Source organism: Saccharopolyspora sp. NPDC050389, assembly GCF_040655595.1.
In the GTDB taxonomy this organism is placed as follows: Bacteria; Actinomycetota; Actinomycetes; order Mycobacteriales; family Pseudonocardiaceae; genus Saccharopolyspora.
In genome coordinates, this window is the sequence record NZ_JBFAKG010000001.1 from 19,476 (window position 1) to 35,484 (window position 16,009).

The 16,009-nt window shown below is 69.0% G+C and carries 16 protein-coding genes and 1 tRNA gene; 4 read left to right on the top strand and 13 right to left on the bottom strand.

Annotated features, from left to right (window positions below):
• From AB0I53_RS00110 to AB0I53_RS00150, 9 genes are all read right to left on the bottom strand, one after another.
• Nucleotides 1-552: DUF485 domain-containing protein (locus tag AB0I53_RS00110; protein ID WP_358594030.1), on the bottom strand; the 552-nt coding region annotated here is incomplete at its 3' end.
• 308 nt (nt 553-860) lie between these two features.
• The gene (locus tag AB0I53_RS00115; RefSeq protein ID WP_358594032.1) at nt 861-2,603 is read right to left on the bottom strand and encodes a cation acetate symporter; all 1,743 of its coding nucleotides are present in this window, start codon (nt 2,601-2,603) and stop codon (nt 861-863) included.
• Between the two features lie 49 nt (nt 2,604-2,652).
• On the bottom strand, nt 2,653-3,060 hold the full coding sequence (locus AB0I53_RS00120; protein WP_358594033.1) for a hypothetical protein: 408 nt from the start codon (nt 3,058-3,060) through the stop codon (nt 2,653-2,655).
• Between the two features lie 16 nt (nt 3,061-3,076).
• On the bottom strand, nt 3,077-3,907 hold the full coding sequence (locus AB0I53_RS00125; protein WP_358594035.1) for a LytTR family DNA-binding domain-containing protein: 831 nt from the start codon (nt 3,905-3,907) through the stop codon (nt 3,077-3,079).
• 433 nt (nt 3,908-4,340) lie between these two features.
• Nucleotides 4,341-5,249: a S49 family peptidase gene (locus tag AB0I53_RS00130; protein ID WP_358594036.1), complete on the bottom strand. Its 909-nt coding sequence runs from the start codon at nt 5,247-5,249 to the stop codon at nt 4,341-4,343.
• A gap of 9 nt (nt 5,250-5,258) precedes the next feature.
• Nucleotides 5,259-6,503 (bottom strand): histidine kinase, encoded by a 1,245-nt coding sequence (locus AB0I53_RS00135; protein WP_358594602.1) that lies wholly within the window; start codon nt 6,501-6,503, stop codon nt 5,259-5,261.
• A gap of 176 nt (nt 6,504-6,679) precedes the next feature.
• Nucleotides 6,680-7,531 carry a DNA-formamidopyrimidine glycosylase family protein gene (locus tag AB0I53_RS00140; RefSeq protein ID WP_358594037.1) on the bottom strand — a complete coding sequence of 284 codons (852 nt, stop codon included), beginning with the start codon at nt 7,529-7,531 and terminating at the stop codon, nt 6,680-6,682.
• 299 nt (nt 7,532-7,830) lie between these two features.
• The gene (locus AB0I53_RS00145) at nt 7,831-8,268 is read right to left on the bottom strand and encodes a DUF1656 domain-containing protein (protein WP_358594039.1); all 438 of its coding nucleotides are present in this window, start codon (nt 8,266-8,268) and stop codon (nt 7,831-7,833) included.
• A gap of 184 nt (nt 8,269-8,452) precedes the next feature.
• Nucleotides 8,453-9,052, bottom strand: coding sequence for a sigma-70 family RNA polymerase sigma factor (locus AB0I53_RS00150; RefSeq protein ID WP_358594040.1), 600 nt, complete (start codon nt 9,050-9,052; stop codon nt 8,453-8,455).
• 113 nt (nt 9,053-9,165) lie between these two features.
• Here AB0I53_RS00150 and AB0I53_RS00155 point away from each other — a divergent pair, with 113 nt between their 5' ends.
• Nucleotides 9,166-9,576 (top strand): PPOX class F420-dependent oxidoreductase, encoded by a 411-nt coding sequence (locus tag AB0I53_RS00155; protein ID WP_358594041.1) that lies wholly within the window; start codon nt 9,166-9,168, stop codon nt 9,574-9,576.
• Nucleotides 9,577-9,656: 80 nt separating this feature from the next.
• Nucleotides 9,657-9,729 (top strand) — tRNA-Gly (locus AB0I53_RS00160).
• 282 nt (nt 9,730-10,011) lie between these two features.
• Here AB0I53_RS00160 and AB0I53_RS00165 read toward each other — a convergent pair.
• Entirely contained in the window at nt 10,012-10,221 is a 210-nt protein-coding gene (locus tag AB0I53_RS00165; RefSeq protein ID WP_358568033.1) for a dodecin, read from the bottom strand.
• A gap of 355 nt (nt 10,222-10,576) precedes the next feature.
• On the opposite strand from AB0I53_RS00165, the gene AB0I53_RS00170 reads away from it, so the two are divergent.
• Nucleotides 10,577-11,638 carry an alpha-hydroxy acid oxidase gene (locus tag AB0I53_RS00170; RefSeq protein ID WP_358594043.1) on the top strand — a complete coding sequence of 354 codons (1,062 nt, stop codon included), beginning with the start codon at nt 10,577-10,579 and terminating at the stop codon, nt 11,636-11,638.
• A gap of 82 nt (nt 11,639-11,720) precedes the next feature.
• Here the strand turns inward: AB0I53_RS00170 and msrA are convergent, their stop codons facing one another.
• The 3 genes from msrA to AB0I53_RS00185 all read right to left on the bottom strand — a co-directional run bounded on the left by msrA (nt 11,721) and on the right by AB0I53_RS00185 (nt 14,987).
• Complete coding sequence (gene msrA / locus AB0I53_RS00175; RefSeq protein ID WP_358594045.1) at nt 11,721-12,389, bottom strand: peptide-methionine (S)-S-oxide reductase MsrA; 669 nt, start codon at nt 12,387-12,389, stop codon at nt 11,721-11,723.
• Between the two features lie 21 nt (nt 12,390-12,410).
• Nucleotides 12,411-14,255 (bottom strand): acyltransferase family protein, encoded by a 1,845-nt coding sequence (locus AB0I53_RS00180; RefSeq protein WP_358594047.1) that lies wholly within the window; start codon nt 14,253-14,255, stop codon nt 12,411-12,413.
• 318 nt (nt 14,256-14,573) lie between these two features.
• Nucleotides 14,574-14,987, bottom strand: a complete 414-nt coding sequence (locus AB0I53_RS00185) for a hypothetical protein (protein ID WP_358594049.1) — start codon at nt 14,985-14,987, stop codon at nt 14,574-14,576.
• Nucleotides 14,988-15,029: 42 nt separating this feature from the next.
• On the opposite strand from AB0I53_RS00185, the gene AB0I53_RS00190 reads away from it, so the two are divergent.
• Nucleotides 15,030-15,875 (top strand): hypothetical protein, encoded by an 846-nt coding sequence (locus AB0I53_RS00190; RefSeq protein ID WP_358594050.1) that lies wholly within the window; start codon nt 15,030-15,032, stop codon nt 15,873-15,875.
• Nucleotides 15,876-16,009 lie beyond the last annotated feature (134 nt).

Genomic DNA, 16,009 nt, shown 5'->3' on the forward strand with positions numbered 1-16,009 from the left:
GACGCTGTCGTCCTCGGACTTCTCCGGGGCCTCGCCGTCGTCCGCCGAGTCCTTCTCGACGCTGTCGTCCTCGGACTTCTCCGGGGCCTCGCCGTCGTCCGCCGAGTCCTTCTCGACGCTGTCGTCCTCGGACTTCTCCGGGGCCTCGCCGTCGTCCGCCGAGTCCTTCTCGGCGTCTTCGGCCTTCTCGGCCGGAGCCTTCTCGGCCGCGCCGCCCTCCAGGGATTCGCGGATCTCCTCGGCGACCGGGTCGAGGTTCCGGTTGGCGAAGCGCACGTACCAGGTGGTGATGGCGAACGTGGACACGAACTGCAGCAGGCCCAGCACGAGGCCGACGTTGATGTTGCCGACCAGCTTGATGCTCATGAAGCCGTGCGCGTAGTCGGCGAGCAGCACGTAGACCAGGTACCAGGTCAGGAACAGTGCCGAGACCGGGAAGACGAAGTTGCGCAGTCTGCGTCGCAGGGTGGTGAATTCGGGGCTGCTTTGGGCAGCGGCCCAGGTTTCGGCGTCAATACCGGACCCGGACCCGATTTGGTCCGTGGTGCTCACGGCGTTCCTCCCACAAGAAAAGGCTCCGTCCCGGGTGCCGCCGGTACGGGAGCCTGCTGGATCAGTTCAACGCGGGAACGCTACGTAGTTCGACCACTGCTGTGAAGCCCCGTTGGGAGTACGCAAGCTAACGATCGAGTGAAGTTATCCGAGGCCAAGCGGACGCGCTGAATTGCACCCTCACCGGATCGATTTCACCCGTTCAGCCTATTGATTTTCCACTGGTTCATACCAAAAAACACGAATGGTAATTACATTCGACGGTGAATCCACCCAAACAGTTCAAAGAACACGACTCCTGATCACGTTCAGCGTTGGTGGCGGCCCTCGGTCGGCGCCTGCTCCTCGGTATCCGCGCTGAGCCGACCGTCGAAGAAGCCGAGCCGATCCGGCGCGTGCAGCCGCAGCATCACCCGCCCCACCCCGGCCGGCACTCGCGCCCGGGTCGCCACGCTGACCAGCGCGGTCACCGCGAACGCGATCGGCACGGTGACCAGCGCCGGCTGCCCGGCCAGCGTCGCCCACCAGCCCGCCGCGTCCCCGATGAAGTGCGTGCACGCCACCGCGATCAGCACCAGGCCGCCGCCGACCACCATGCCGCTGGCGGCACCCGCGGCGGTGAGCCCGCGCCACCAGATCCCGAGCACCAGCACCGGGCAGAACGTGGAAGCGGCCATCGCGAACGCCAATCCCACGCTGCGTGCGATGTCGTGGCAGTCCGCGGGGAGCGCAAGCAACGTCGGCACCAGGCAGGTCAACACCGCCGCCAGCCGGAAGTCGAGCGTCCGGCCGCGCAGCGCGTCGCGCGACGACAGCACGCCGGCCACGCTCACCACCAGGCCGGAGGAGGTCGACAGGAAGGCGGCGAAGGCCCCGGCCGCGGTGATCGCCGCGAGCAGCCCGCCCGCCCAGTTGTCCAGCATCGCCTGCGGCAGCAGCAGAACCGCGGCATCGGTCTCGCCGGTGACCAGCAACTGCGGCACGTACAGGCGGGAGAGCATCCCGAAGATCGTCGGGAACAGGTAGAACGCGCCGAGCATCGCCAGCACGAACAGCGTGGTGCGGCGCGCGCCGGCTCCGCTGGGGTTGGTGTAGAAGCGGGCGAGCACGTGCGGCAGGCCCATCGTGCCCAGGAAGGTCGCGATCAGCACCGAATACGTTTCGAGCAGCCCGGAAACGCCGTCGCCGTGCGGCCGCAGCCAGGTCGCGTTGTCCGCCTCGGCCGCCGCGACGACCGGAACCGCCGCGCCCGCCGGGAATCGCAGCTCGGTGCCCGCCGCCATCGAGTACTCGCCGGGCTGCAGGTAGATCGCGCCGGCGCCTTCGGCCGCCCACACCGGCTCGCTGACCCGCAACCGCACGTCGGTGTCGATGTGCACCGTCGTCTCGCGCGGCAAGACCGGCGGCAGCGGCTCGTCGAGCGCCTGGTGCGGCGGCCCATTGGCAAAGACCAGGAACAATGCGAACGCGGGCACCGTGATCGCGAACAGCTTCACCCAGTACTGGAAGCCCTGCACCAACGTGACGGCGCGCAGCGCGCCGGTCGCCACGGTGAGCAGCACGATCACCGCGACCGCGAAAACGCCCACCCAGTAGTGCAGTCCGACGATCGCCGCCAGCGTCAGCCCGGCGGCCTGCAGCTGCGGCACCAGGTAGAGCCAGCCGATCACCACCACCAGCACGGTGCACAGCGACCGCAACCGCAGCGAACCCAGCCTGGCCTCGGCGAAGTCGGGCAGCGTGTACGCGCCGGAGCGACGCATCGGCGCGGCGACGAACAGCATCAGCGCCAGATATCCGGCCGCGAAGCCGATCGGATACCACAGCGCGTCCACGCCGTCCTTGAGCACCAGGCCCGCGATGCCCAGGAACGACGCCGCCGACAGGTACTCACCGGAGATCGCCACCGCGTTGCGCTCTTCGCGCACCAGCTGCCGCGCCGCGGAGAAGTCGGAGGTGGTGCGCGCCGACCGGGAACCCCAGAGCCCGATGCCCAGGGTCGCCGCGACGATCAGCACGATCCCTAGCAGGGACCAGGAATTCGAAACCATCGCACCGCGCCGCCCCAGGTGTGTGGAAATCCGTCGTCGATCATGCGGGTCATTGCTCCACCATGTGGATGAAGTCCCGCTCGTGCCGCTCCGCGCTGCGGGTGCACAGGTACCCGATCAGCACCAGGAACGGGTAGCTCAGGACGCCGAGCAGCAGCCACGGCAGCCGGAAGCCGAGCACCTCGAAGTCGCCGATCGACGGCACCACCCAGAACAGCACCGGCAGCCCGAGCAGCACGCCCGCGACCACGCCGGTCAGCACCAGCGCGCTGCGCAGCTGCACCTTCACCAGGTGCCGGACCAGCACCTCGCCGACGCTGGTCTGCTCCTCCAGCTCCATGATGGTGCGCGCGACCTGCCGGGTCCGGCGGTCGGCGAGCACGACGCGCTTGCGGCGCGGCCGGGGCGTCGCATCGCCCAGCCGCGCGCGGATGTCGAAGCCGTGGTCCGGGCTCATCCCGCCGAACCGCGGTTCATGGCTGGCCCCAGCCCTGCCGCGGCGCCCGGACCAGCCGGTCCTTCAGCTCGCGGGTGTGCCGCCTGCTGACCGGCAGCTCCTTCGACGGCCCGCCGCCGAGCACCACCGAGTACCCGGACGACGACATGCGCAGCTCGGTGACCAGCGGCAACGACACCAGGAACGACCTGTGGATGCGCAGGAAACCGGCCTCTGCCCAGCGTTCTTCCAACTGTGCCAACGGGATTCGCACCAGGTGTGAATCCTCGGCCGTGTGCAGCCGCGCGTAGTCGCCCTGCGCCTCGACCCACCGCACGTCCTTGCGCGGGATCATCCGGGTGGTGCCGGCGAGTTCGACCGGGATGACCTCGTCATCGTCGGCCGCCGGCGCCTCCAGCGCGCGAGAACCCTTGGCCGCCTGGGCCTTGTTCTTCTCGATCGTGCGCAATGCGCGGTCGACGCGCTCGGCGTTGGCCGGCTTCATGATGTAGTCCAGCGCGCCGACCTCGAACGCCTCCAGCGCGTTCTCCTCATGCCCGGTGATGAACACCAGGGCCGGAGGATTGCGGAAGGCGGTGAGCACCCTGGCCAGCTCCATCCCGCTGAGCCCGGGCATCGACACGTCCGCGAACACGGCGTCCACAATGGACTCGTCGTCGTCGCGCCTGCCGAGCAGCTCGGGATCGTCGCTGCGCAGCAGGCGCAGCGCCTCGGCCGCGTCGAACGCGGTCAGCACCCGCCCGACCCGCGTGTTGTTGCCGAGCAGGTATTTCATCTCGTCCAAGCCGGCCATCTCGTCGTCGACGGCCAGAACGACGAGACCCGCTGGATTCTCTCGTGTACTCACTGCAACGCCATATCCTGCCGCGCCCACGGCGCACTGTCCATGATCGAGTGTCGGCCCCCACCCGCTGACGCAGCCTCGTGCCACCCGAGAGCCGACGAGTGAGGTCAGTCACGCCTGACAACCAAACTAGTTGCTTACGGAGCGCGCTGGACACCGGGGGTGCGCAGCGCGGAATCTGGCTCAGCGGCAATGTTTTTAGCCTGATCGGCCTATTGCATGAGGCCGAACGAGTGAGCCACTCGGCAACAAGATCTACACAGTGCAACCGGTCCGATTACCCTGTGTTCACAAGGGATTCGCCGGTCCCAGCAACGGTTCCGCCTGGGCCCGTGAGTGATTTGGGGCGCTATGACACCCCAAAACGCTCACGGGCACTGATCTGGCTTCAAATTTCGGAAAGCTCGATCGGGACGTTCGAAAACGGCCTTGATCCTCAGAGCCCGAAGCGGTTCCACATCGCGCGGTGCTCCAGCGCCTCCACGGCGGCGAGCACGGTGTCCGCGCCGCCGCTGCCGCCGAGCCGGACCGAGGACGACATGCCGAGCCGGGCCAGCAGCGGCTTCCGCGGCTCCACCGTCAGCAGGTGCGCGTCCGGGAACCTGTCCTTCACGATGCCCCGCAGGGTGCCCAAGCCGTCGACCAGCCCAAGTTCTTCGGCCTTCACGCCGGTCCAGATCTCGCCGGAGAACAGGTCGTCGTCGGCGCCGTCGAGCTTGTCGCCGCGGCGCTTGCTGACCCAGGCGCGGAACTGCTCGTGCAGCTCGTCCTGCAGGCCGCGCAGCCACTGCACGTCCTCGTCCTTCTCCGGGCGGAACGGGTCGAGCCGCACCTTGTGCGTTCCCGCGGTGTGCACCCGGCGCTCCACGCCGAGCTTCTCCAGCAGCCCGGTGAGCCCGAAGCCCGAGCTGACCACGCCGACGGAGCCGACCAGCGACGTCGAGTGCGCGTAGATCTCGTCGGCCGCGCAGGCCAGCCAGTAGCCGCCGGAGGCCGCGACGTCCTCGCAGAACGCCAGCACCGGCACCTGCTTCTCCTCGGCCAGGCCCCGGATCCGATCCGCCACCAGCGCCGACTGAGTCGGCGATCCGCCCGGCGAGTTGATCGACAGCACCACGGCACTGAGTCGGTCGTGCCCGAACGCGCGGGTCAGCGCGGATTCAACGGCCTGCAGCGAAATCGTCGGCCGGCTCATCGGCGACGCCGTCGGCGTGATGACGCCGTGCAGCTTCACCACGGCGACCACCGGGCCGCGCTCGGCGCGCTCAGCGAGCTTGCCCGGCAGCTTCGCGGACAGCTTCCCGGTCAACATGTCGGTGAACTTCTGCGGCGCCTTCTCGTTCATACCTCGACGTTACCGGCTCAGCTGCGGCCCGGCCGCCAGCCCGACGCTCGGCTCGTCGATCGACTGCGGCGGCACCGGCCGCACGCCCGGCGCGAACTTCGGCACCCGCATGATGACCTTCATGCCCGCGCCCTTCTCGGTCTCCACGACCAGCCCGTAGTCGTTGCCGAAGGTGGCCCGCATCCGGTTGTTGATGTTGCCGAGGCCGACGTGCGCGCCGGTCAGGTGTGCGTTGGCCAGTTCCGCGTCGAGCAGCTCCGGATCCATCCCGATGCCGTCGTCGTCCACGCTGATCAACGCCTCGGTGCCGTTGTCCTCGGCGATCACCGACACCGTGCCGCCGCCGGGCTTGGTCGCCAGGCCGTGCCGGACGGCGTTCTCCACCAGCGGTTGCAGCGCCAGGAACGGCACCACCACCGGCAGCACCTCCGGGGCGATCTTGAGCTGCACGTTCAGCCGGTCCGGGCCGAAGCGGGCGCTCTCCAGCGTGAGGTAGCGGTCGATGTTGCGGATCTCGTCGGCGAGCGTGGTGTAGAGACCGCTGGTGCGGAACGAGTAGCGGGTGAAGTCGGCGAACTCCTGCAGCAGGTCCCGCGCGTGCTCCTGGTCGGTGCGGATCAGCGAGCCGATGGTGTTCAGCGCGTTGTAGATGAAGTGCGGCGAGATCTGCGCGCGCAGCGCCCGCACCTCGGCCTTGGCCAGCCGCTCCCTGGACTCCTGCAGTTCGGCCAGTTCCAGCTGGGTCGACACGTGGTTGGCGACCTCGGCGGCCGCGCGCAGCAGCCGCTTGCGGTCGCCGCCGGCGATGACGGTCAGCACGCCGCGGATCTCGCCCTCGACCTCCAGCGGCACCACCACGGCGTGCCGCATCGGGCAGGGCCGGTGGTCGCAGGTCACGTCGCCGTGGTCGAGGAATTCGCGCTTGCCGGTGCGCAGCACCTGCTCGATCTTGGTCCGCAGGTCGGAGTAGTGGTAGTTCGCCTCGCCGTCCCAGCTCAGCAGCGTGCCGTCGGCGTCGACGATGCCGACGGCCACGCACGCCAGCAGCTCCCGCAGGTGCGGCGCGGTCTTGTCGGCGGATTCCTGGGTCAGCCCAGCCCGCAGGTGGGGAGCCGCACTGGTCACCCGGTGCAGCGCCGCCAACGTGGCGTCTTCCACCGACGTGCTCACCCGGCGCGCCCGGCACAGCAGCACGAACATGCTGAGCACGGCGAGTGCGGCGAGCGTGGTCAGGACCGTCCGCTCAGTCAACATCTCCGGCACAACATCAATCTTCACGTCCGCCACGCTTGGAATCAAGACGGCTACGCTCAGTGCACCGTTTCCATCGGTAAGCGGTACCTTACTATTCCGTTCAGCGGAAAAAGAACGTCCAACCAGCGGCAACGGGCTGTGCACAACCGGCCGAATTGTCCACAGACTGTGGACAACTACTTCAGCAAACGGGACAACCGGCGATCCGCCAGCAACTTGCCACCGGTCTGGCAGGTCGGGCAGTACTGCATCGACCGGTCCGCGAAGGACACCTCCCGGACCGCGTCACCGCACACCGGGCACGGCAATCCGGCGCGCCCGTGCACCCGCATCCCCGACCGCTTCTCCGCCTTCAGCCGCGCCGCGTCCTGCTTCAGCGAACGCCGCACGGCGTCCTGCAAGATCTCCCGCATGCTGCCGTGCAGCCGCTCGACCGCGGCGGCGTCGAGCTTGCCCGCCGTCGCGAACGGCGACAGCTTCGCGGCGTGCAGGATCTCGTCGGAATAGGCGTTGCCGATCCCGGCCAGCGCGGACTGGTCGGTGAGCAGCGTCTTGATCCGCTCAGTGCGCCCGGCCAAGACCGCGGTCAACCCGGCGAGGTCCAGGCCCAACGCATCCGGCCCCAGCTTCGCGATCCCCGGCACCTCCGCCGGCGACGCGACGACCCAGGCCGCCAGCTTCTTCTGGGTGCCGGCCTCGGTCAGGTCGAAACCCGCGCCACCCAGGTGCACCCGCAGCGCGATCGGCCCCTTGCCGGGCTTCGGCGGCGCCGGCGACAGGTTGTCCGACCAGCGCAGCCAGCCGGCCCGCGCCAGGTGGCAGACCAGGTGCAGCCCGCCGCAATCGAGATCCAGGTACTTGCCGTGCCGCACCGCATCGGTGACGGCACGACCGTGCAGCTCGGTCCACGGCGGACTCGCCGTCTTCAACACGCTCATCGACGAGACGTCGACGCGCTCGACGGTCCGGCCCACGGCGTTGTCGCGGAGGTGCTGGGCCAACGCCTCCACCTCGGGAAGTTCCGGCACCGGTCCAGTGTGCAGACCAACCCGGCGAAAAGCCCGTACAAAACTTGTTTTGCGTAGCGGTGCGGGTGGCGGTCCCCTGCGGGAATTACCGTCGCCTTCTCGCTTGGGATCCCCGACGCACGTATGACCAAATACGACGCGTCGGGGCTGTCCTCGCTGGAAGACCCCCGGAGGGGTGGGCACCGTGAACCCGTGGCGGTGCGAGCTGCGAGGGTGGGCTAAGCGGCTGCGCCGCTTGAAGACAACTACCCGCCCTACCGCAGCCGACGCCGCACCCGATTACCTCTAACGGTGCAGGGCTACTCGACGGGTTGCAGGCTGCCGTTCATGTCCGGCTCCGCGTACAGCTCGATGTGCCGGGCCACCGACGAAACCTCCTGGCGCACGTCGAAGAAACCGCGCATCACGCCCACCCAGGTCTCCGGCGGGTTCTCGTCGTGGTCGCCCGGCGTGGCCGCGGTGACCGTCCACGGGCGCCGCAGCACCCAGCGGACCGGGAAGAACAACACGCCCGCGATCAGCAGCAAGATCAACCAGCTCGGCACGTACACCTCGGCCGGCGTCCACACCACGAACATCACGACCAGGAACAGGAACACCGCGCCCATCAGGATCGCCGGTGCCGAGCCCCCGTTCACGTCATGCTCGAACTCGTCCGCCGCGATCGGGTTGGACCACTCCACGCTCGCCTTGATGGTCCACTCCCGGCCGTCGGAACCCCGCACCACCCGGTTCATCGTCGCCTCCCCGCCCACCCGGGCTGGTCGCTTCGGAACATCGTCTCGCCACTCGAATCCCGTCGGTCACCGAGCGTGAAGCAACGGTACCGCGTGCGTCATGGGCCCGACGGGTGATAGTCGTCCCCGAACCAGGCCCATTGTCGATCACGAGTGGCGTCCGGCCAACCCCGGACGCGACCGATCAGGCGCGGCGCAAACACCCCGCAGCCCGGCGACTCGGCACCTCCGCCGCCTGCTCGTACGCCTCCCGCAGCCCGCGCCGCGCCCGGTGCGCCAGCACCGCCGTCGCATTCGGCGTCAATCCCAGCTGATCGGCCAGGCTGGCGGGCCGATGCCCCTCCACCTCGGTCTGCCACAGGACCTCGCGCCAACGCGCCGGCAACCGGTGGAACGCGCGGGCCAGCAACTCGCCCTCGGCCTGCACGAACTGGTGATCGCGCTGCCGAGGCGCGTGCTCGCCCAACTCGTCGGCGTTCATCGGTTCGTCCCGACGAGCGGCCACCCACTCCCCCAGCACCCGGCGCACCACCGTGAACAAGTAGGTGCGGATCGCATCCCGCGGCCCGCACCCGCCCCGAACCGCGCGCAATGTGCGCAAGAACACCTCGGCGACCACATCGTCGACGTCGATCCCGGGCCGCGGCATGCTCAACGCGAACCGCCGCACCACAGGCGCATGCCGCCGGTACAGATCGCCGTAAGCGAGATCATCACCCGCCCGCAACCGCTCCAGCAGCACCTGGTCGTCCGGCTGCACGCCCCCGGCGACATCCTCACCCATCCCCATGAACTCCCCCCAACGACCAGCCGCGGCGAATACCGCGCGACCAGCGCAATCGCTACCGTGGTCCCCCAAGACCACGGCTGTCACCAGGCACCGCACGGGAGGTCGCAGTGGATCTCGACGAAGCCCGCGAAGTGATCGGCAACCAGCACCGCGCCGTGCTCAGCACGCTCCGCGCCGACGGCACACCCCAGATGACACCGGTGCTGACCACCACGGACAGCGCCGGACACGTCACCGTCAGCACTGTCGCTGGCGCCGCCAAAGTGCGCAACCTGCGCCGCGACCCGCGAGCCTGGCTGTGCGTCCTGCCCGACCAGTTCTTCGGCCACTGGATCCAGGTCGAAGGCACCGTCGAAATCGTCGAACTCCCGGCCGCCCTCCCCCTCCTCGAGGAGTACTACCGCAGCATCTCCGGCGAACACGAGGACTGGGCCGCCTACCGCCGGGCCATGCAGGAAGAACACCGCGTCCTCCTGCGCATCACCCCGACCCGAGCGACGGGCTCTCCGACCCGTTGAGGGACCCCCGGTGAACGGTCTTGAAACGATGAGCTAAAGTAGTCACCAACAGCCCAACAGCCCAACAGGGCGCTGAATATGCGGATGTAGCGCAGCTGGTAGCGCATCACCTTGCCAAGGTGAGGGTCGCGGGTTCGAGTCCCGTCATCCGCTCGGAGCTGGGAGCCGTGTGTCGACTTCGTTCGACCTCGGCTCCTCGCCATTTCTTTGGGGGGATCGAATCCCCCCAAGCCCCCTACGGTGCGGTGGTCGCCTCTTGCTTGCTCCTTGCGAGGGGTGGCGTTCCCGGCCTGCTCGGCTACCAGCTTCCCCCTGGGGCCTTGCTTCGCTTCGGCCCGCTTCATCCCGGCCTTCGCATCATCGCGGCGCCTTGGCATCTTGGCCGCTGCCTGGCTTCGCTGCGGCAGCTTGGATGAGTTTGTTCGGGCGTTTCTTTTAGGTTTCCAGGCGGAATCCTATTTTCAGGGTTACCTGGTAGTGGGCCAGTTCGTTGTTCTCCACGTGGCCTCTCACGTTCGTCACCTCGAACCAGTCCACGTTTCTCAGCGTTTGGGATGCTCTTTTCACCGCTTTTCTTATTGCGTCGTCCACTCCTTCTTTCGAGGAGCCCACTACTTCGGTTACTCGGTATACGTGGTCCGTCATGGGTCGATGGTTGGGCTGGGCGCTCTCGTTCGCAAGACGATGTTTGCGTCGGGTCGTCGGCCTTCGGCCGTGTTGGTGGTGACGTGCTGGTTCGTCGGCCTTCGGCCGTGTGGTGGGTGGCTCGTCGGCCTTCGGCCGTGTTGGTGGGTGGGTTGGCGACCTTCGGCCGTGTTCGGGTTTTGGCGGCCTTCGGCCGTGGGGTTTGGTTGCTGGTTTGGTTTGGGTTTTCGGGGTGGTTGCCGGGGTTGGGTTTCGGGTGGGTTTTGTTGGGCATGCAGCTGAATGGACCTTTTCGTGGTGGGTGGTGGGGCTCATCATGGTTTCGTCGGTTTTGGTGGGTAGAAAGGTTGTTGCGATGGCGGAGGAACCACCTGCGCCTTTCACCTCTGCTGCCGAGGAGGCCGCCGCTCGCGCGGTGCTCAGCGAGCCCACCTGGGCTTTCGTCTTCGGGGCTGCCGGGGCTGAGGAGACTTCCAAGCGCGCCAACCGGCGGGCCTGGGACAGCGTCTTCCTCGAACACCGGTTGCCCGTCGACGTTTCGCGCCGTTCCAGCGGTTCCGTCGTTTTCGGGGTCGCTTCGGAGGCTCCGATCGCCGTTGCTCCGATGGGGATTCCCGGGCAGGTTTGGCCGCACGGGGATCTGGAGATCGCCGCCGCTTGCGCCGAGGTCGGGGTTCCCGTCGCCGTGTCGACCATGGCTTCCGCCCGGATCGAGGACATCGCCAAGTCCGGGGCCCGCTGCGCTTTTCAGCTCTACTGGCTGTGGGACGCCGCACTGCGGCGGCAGTTGGTCGCGCGCGCCGAGGACGCCGGCTGCGTCGCGCTCCTGATCACCGTGGATGCCCCCGTTCGGCGGGGCTCGGAGCGGGAACGGCTCGTCGGCTACCGGCCCGGGGCCGACGTCGAACCGGTCATGGCCGGCAGCGCCGAGATCGATCCCTCGCTGAGCTGGTCGGACATCGAAGAACTCATCGCTTCGACGCGATTGCCCGTGTACGTCAAGGGAATCCTGTCACCCGAGGCCGCGCAGCGAGCCCAGGCCGCCGGCGCGGCCGGGGTGGTGGTGTCCAACCACGGCGGGCGGCAACTGGATTGCGCGCTGCCGACCGCGCTCGCTCTGCCGCGCGTGAACCGGGCGCTGCACGCGACCGACCGCGGCTTCGACGTGATGGTCGACAGCGGGATCACGACCGGCACGGATGTGGTCCGGGCGCTCGCGCTGGGCGCGTCGTCGGTGTTGATCGGACGGCAGGTTCTCTACGGCCTGGCCCGCGGCGGAATGCAGGGCGTTCTGAGCGTCCTGCGCCGGATAACGGCGGAATTCGCCCAAACCCTGATGATGACGGGCTGCACGACCCCGGCCGAAGCAGCCAACCTCCACCCGCACATCCTCGGCGCGAACCACCACGACGCCTGATTCGAGCACTCCGCGGTCGTTCGAGCATGTTCGGGAAAGTCCGAACCTGCGCGGCGTTCTTGAGCTGCGCCGACCGCCCCGATCAGCTCTCGTTCGGGATGTTGAGGCCCACCGGGCAGGAGACTCCCGTGCCGCCCAGGCCGCAGTAGCCGTTGGGGTTCTTGGCGTCGCTCAGGTACTGCTGGTGGTAGGTCTCCGCGTAGTAGAAGTCCTTGAGCGGGGCGATTTCCGTGGTGATCTCGCCGAGTCCCGCCGTCGCCAGGGCCTTTTGGAAGGCCGCCGCGCTGGCTTCCGCTTCCGCCTTCTGGTCTTCGCCGGCGTAGTAGATCGCCGAGCGGTACTGGGTGCCGATGTCGTTGCCCTGGCGCATGCCCTGCGTCGGGTCGTGGTTCTCCCAGAAGACCTTCAGGACCTGCTGGTAGCTGATCACCGCCGGGTCGAAGACCACCAGGACCGCCTCGGTGTGGCCGGTCCGGCCCGAACACACCTCTTCGTACGTCGGGTTCGGGGTGAAGCCTCCGGCGTAGCCGACCGCCGTCGACCACACGCCGTCGGTGCGCCAGAAGGTTCGCTCCGCGCCCCAGAAACAGCCCATGCCGACCACCGCGGTGGCGTAGCCCGCCGGGAACGGCGGCACGATCCGGCGGTCCGGGAACACCGCGTGCTCCTCCGCCACCGCGAGCGGGGTGGACCGACCCGGCAGGGCCTCGGCCGGGTCGATCAGCCTGGTCTTGTCACCGAAAAGCGCCATGCATCCGAGGGTACGCGGTGCTCACGAACCGTCCTGCCGCTTGGGATACGGCCGGACCGGCCGGGTTTCCTCCTCCGGGACCGGTGGCGGCTCGGGGCGGGAGTGCCGACCGCCGGGGCGGCGGGCCGGTGGCCGGGCCGGTGGCGGCCCGGAGTCCAGGTCCCCGGACAGCCGCTTGGCCAGCACTGAGTCTTCCGCCTGCGGCGCGGGCAAGCGGGGCGGCCGTTGCTCCGCCGAGCGGCGGGTGCGCGCAGGCGGCAGCGGGGCGCCGTTCATCGGAAGGCCGTTGAGCCGGGCGCCGTGCGGACCGTCCGGTCGGGGCGCGCCGTCGGCGCGGTCGACTCGCGTGCCCCTCGGCGGAGTACCGGTGCGCGGCCTGTCGATGCCGTTCGGAGCGCTTCCCGGGCGCGGGGCGTCGCTCGGCGGTCCGCCTGGGCGCGGGGTGCCGCTTCCCGGGCGTGCGGCATCGCTCGGCGATCCGCCGGGGCGTGGAGTGCCGTTGGGTGGCGTGCTCGGCCGCGAGGCGCCGCTCACGGGCCTGCCTCCCGGGCGGCCGGGACGGGCGCGGGGCGGCGGCTCCGGGCTGGGCGCCGCCGGAATGGGCGCTGCCGGGCTGGGCGCTGGTGGGCGGGGCAGCGGGCGGCGCTTGGTCGTCGCCTCGTGCGCGGGCGTGACCGGTTCCGGCTCGTCCGGTTCCAGCTCGTCGAGATCGTCGATGTCTTCCGGATCGACCTCGGCATCGTCGGCGTCGTCGAGGTCGTCCGGATCGTCCTCGACCGGCTCGGGTTTCTTCTTCTTCGGCGCCGGGGTGAAGTAGTGCCGCAGCTTCAGCGTCGGCTCTTCGACGAACTTCCAGGACAGCGTGCCGATGCAGTAGGCCAGCGGGGCGGCGCAGATCAGCATCAGCCACTGGTTGCGGATCCCGGCCATCGCCAGCAGCTGCTGGATCGGGAAGCCCCACACGTACACGCCGTAGCTGCCGTTGACCCACACGCCCGGCACCGTCAGCCGCGACGGCCAGAAGTGCCCGGCCACCACCACCGCGTAGCTGACCGCGAAGGTCATCCAGAACGAGCCGGTGATGCTGTTGGGCATCAGCACCAGCACCACCAGGCCGGCGCCGGCCGCCAACGGCGACAGCGGGATCCGGTACAGGTTGAGCAGCACGCCGAAGGCGAACGCGACCAGGAACGCCACCAGCGACTCGACCGGCACGCTGAAGAACGAGCCCGCCGACTCCGAACCCGGCAGCTGCTCCAGGTGGCGGTCCCACGCGATCAGCCCGATCAGCGCCACCACCATCAACCAGCGGTAGCGGTGCTTCGCGGCGCCGACCAGCAGCAACGCGTAGAGACCCGCGTAGGCGATCAGCTCCATCGGCAGCGTCCACAGCGACCCGTTCACCGCGTTCGGCCACGGGTTGTCCACGAACACGCCCGGCAGCTCGTGCTTCAGCGTGAGCAGGCCGGCGTTGTTGACGATGTAGCCCCAGGTGCCGTTGGCCGCGAAGTAGTCGCCGACGGACAGGGTCGTGATCATCGGGCCGACGATCAGCGCCATCGCCAGCGAGACCGTGAGCATCGGCGGCCACAGACGCAGGACCCGCTTCGCGGCGAACCTGCCCGGATGAGGGTCTCGGACCCAACTCTCCGTGATCTGGAAGCCACTCATCGCGAAGAAGCCCATGAGGACGCCCTCGTCGGGCTGCACCGGCCAGTCCGCAGGGAACAGGTCGCCCGATCCGGCCAGCGGTGAGCTGTGCCCGTAGATCACCACGAGCGCGCCGATCATGCGGATCCAGGCGAACCCGTGGTGCGGTTCGGCGAACCACTCCGGGCGGGTGTGGACGACCCGCGCGTCATCCACCCAGATCACCCCATCAAGTCATGTCCCCGGCCGGAGAAGTCAACGCTGCGTAGCCTAGCCCGCGACCTGACGGTTGTGGACCCATTACCTTCTCGCGGCCTGGTCGGGCCAGACCGCGCGTCGGATCGTTATCCGGCCGGTGCCCCGCGTTCCCCCTTGCGGGTGCCAGAATGGCGGTCGATCGCAATGGGGGCGGTCGAGCGAAATCCGGGAAAGGGCGCATCGGTGACCTGGCAAGACGAGCTGCAAAATCTCGACGCCGAACTCGCGGCGGGGCGGATTTCCGCCGAGGAGTACCGCCAGCGGCGCGACGCCGTGCTAGGTCGAGCCCAGAACGGGCAGAACGGTCCCGCATCCGGCGGCTTCCCGCAGCAGGACCCGTCTTCCGGCGGTTTTCCGCAGCAGCAGCCGCAGGCTGGGCCGCAGTCCGGTGGATTCCCGCAGCAGGCGGGACCGCAGTCCGGTGGATTCCCTCAGCAGCAGCAGCAACAACAACAGCAGTCCAGCCCGTTCCCTCCGGCGTTCAGCTGGGGAGACGCCGCCCAGTCCGCTCCGCAGCAACAGCCCCAGCAACAGCAGGGCGGGGCTCCGAGCGAGGCCACGCAGGTCGTGCCCAACCCGCTCGCGCAGCAGCAGGCTCAGCAGCCGCAGCCGCAGCCGCAGCAGGCTCAGCAGCCGCAGCCGCAGCAGGCTCAGCAGCCGCAGGCTCAGCCGCAGGCTCAGCCGCAGCAACCTCAGCAGCAGCCGCCGCAGTCTGACTCCGAGAGCACCCAGGTGGTCAGCCTCAGCCAGCAGCCGCAGTGGGGACCGCCACAGGCGCAGTGGGGCCCGCAGCAGGGTTGGGGTCCCGTCGAGAGCACCGGTACGCCGTGGGGCGATGACCTGCCTGGGACTCCGGAGCACGGCGACGCGTCGTGGATGCGGCAGGGCCCCGAGGTGTTCGAGACCGCGAGCAAGTCCGGCAAGGGCAAGCTGATCGCCGGTCTGTCCATCGGCGGCGTGCTGCTGATCGGCGTGATCATCGCCGGGATCTTCTACTTCACCTCCGGCGGCGGGACCACGCCGACCGACCCGACCGCCGCTCCGCCGCCACCGCCCCCGGTGCAGACCCAGGAGCTGCCCGCGCCGCCGCCGGCGCACCCGAATCCCCCGGCCGGCGCGCAGGAGGTGCTGGTCGCCCCGCCCGGCCCGGCGCACCCGTGGTCCGGGCCGCTCGACCTGCCGAGCTTGCAGGGCGCCAAGAGCGGTCTGCTGCAGCCGAAGGCGGTGCTCGACTCCGCGATCCAGCGCGGGCTGATCGACGGCTGGTTCAACGGCGCCGAGGGCACCCCGAAGACGACGATGCTCGCGCTGCAGCTGCCCGACGCGAACGCCGCCAAGCAGGTGGTGGACCAGTACCTGGGCGCCCAGCAGGGCCTGTCCGAAGTGGACAGCCTGTCGTACCAGGGCGTCAAGGTGGTGAACGCCGGCGGCGTCTTCCGCACCGCCTACGTCGCGCACAACTGGGCGATCATCATCGACATCACCGGCCCGTCGGACCAGAAGTCGGCGTCCCAGCAGGCGTTCAAGTCGATCCTGGACCAGCAGGTCAACCACCTGCCGCCGACGGTTCGCGACTGACCCAGCAAGCGTTTCCGCTAGTAACGGGGCCGTGGGTGTTTTTTGGGGGGTTTAACGAGCCAAAAAAAAAACCGCCCCCGGGGTTTTGACGCCCGGGATGGGGGGGTGGGGGGGGTGGCCGGTTTGGCCGCAAC

What these genes read in the sequence shown, in the direction of transcription:
- AB0I53_RS00120 (WP_358594033.1), bottom strand. Translation starts at nt 3,060, where the DNA reads ATGAGCCCGGACCACGGCTTCGACATCCGCGCGCGGCTGGGCGATGCG.
- AB0I53_RS00170 (WP_358594043.1), top strand. Translation starts at nt 10,577, where the DNA reads ATGGCGGAGGAACCACCTGCGCCTTTCACCTCTGCTGCCGAGGAGGCC.
- AB0I53_RS00135 (WP_358594602.1), bottom strand. Translation starts at nt 6,503, where the DNA reads ATGTTGACTGAGCGGACGGTCCTGACCACGCTCGCCGCACTCGCCGTG.
- msrA (WP_358594045.1), bottom strand. Translation starts at nt 12,389, where the DNA reads ATGGCGCTTTTCGGTGACAAGACCAGGCTGATCGACCCGGCCGAGGCC.
- AB0I53_RS00145 (WP_358594039.1), bottom strand. Translation starts at nt 8,268, where the DNA reads ATGAACCGGGTGGTGCGGGGTTCCGACGGCCGGGAGTGGACCATCAAG.
- AB0I53_RS00115 (WP_358594032.1), bottom strand. Translation starts at nt 2,603, where the DNA reads ATGGTTTCGAATTCCTGGTCCCTGCTAGGGATCGTGCTGATCGTCGCG.
- AB0I53_RS00130 (WP_358594036.1), bottom strand. Translation starts at nt 5,249, where the DNA reads ATGAACGAGAAGGCGCCGCAGAAGTTCACCGACATGTTGACCGGGAAG.
- AB0I53_RS00150 (WP_358594040.1), bottom strand. Translation starts at nt 9,052, where the DNA reads ATGGGTGAGGATGTCGCCGGGGGCGTGCAGCCGGACGACCAGGTGCTG.
- AB0I53_RS00165 (WP_358568033.1), bottom strand. Translation starts at nt 10,221, where the DNA reads ATGACGGACCACGTATACCGAGTAACCGAAGTAGTGGGCTCCTCGAAA.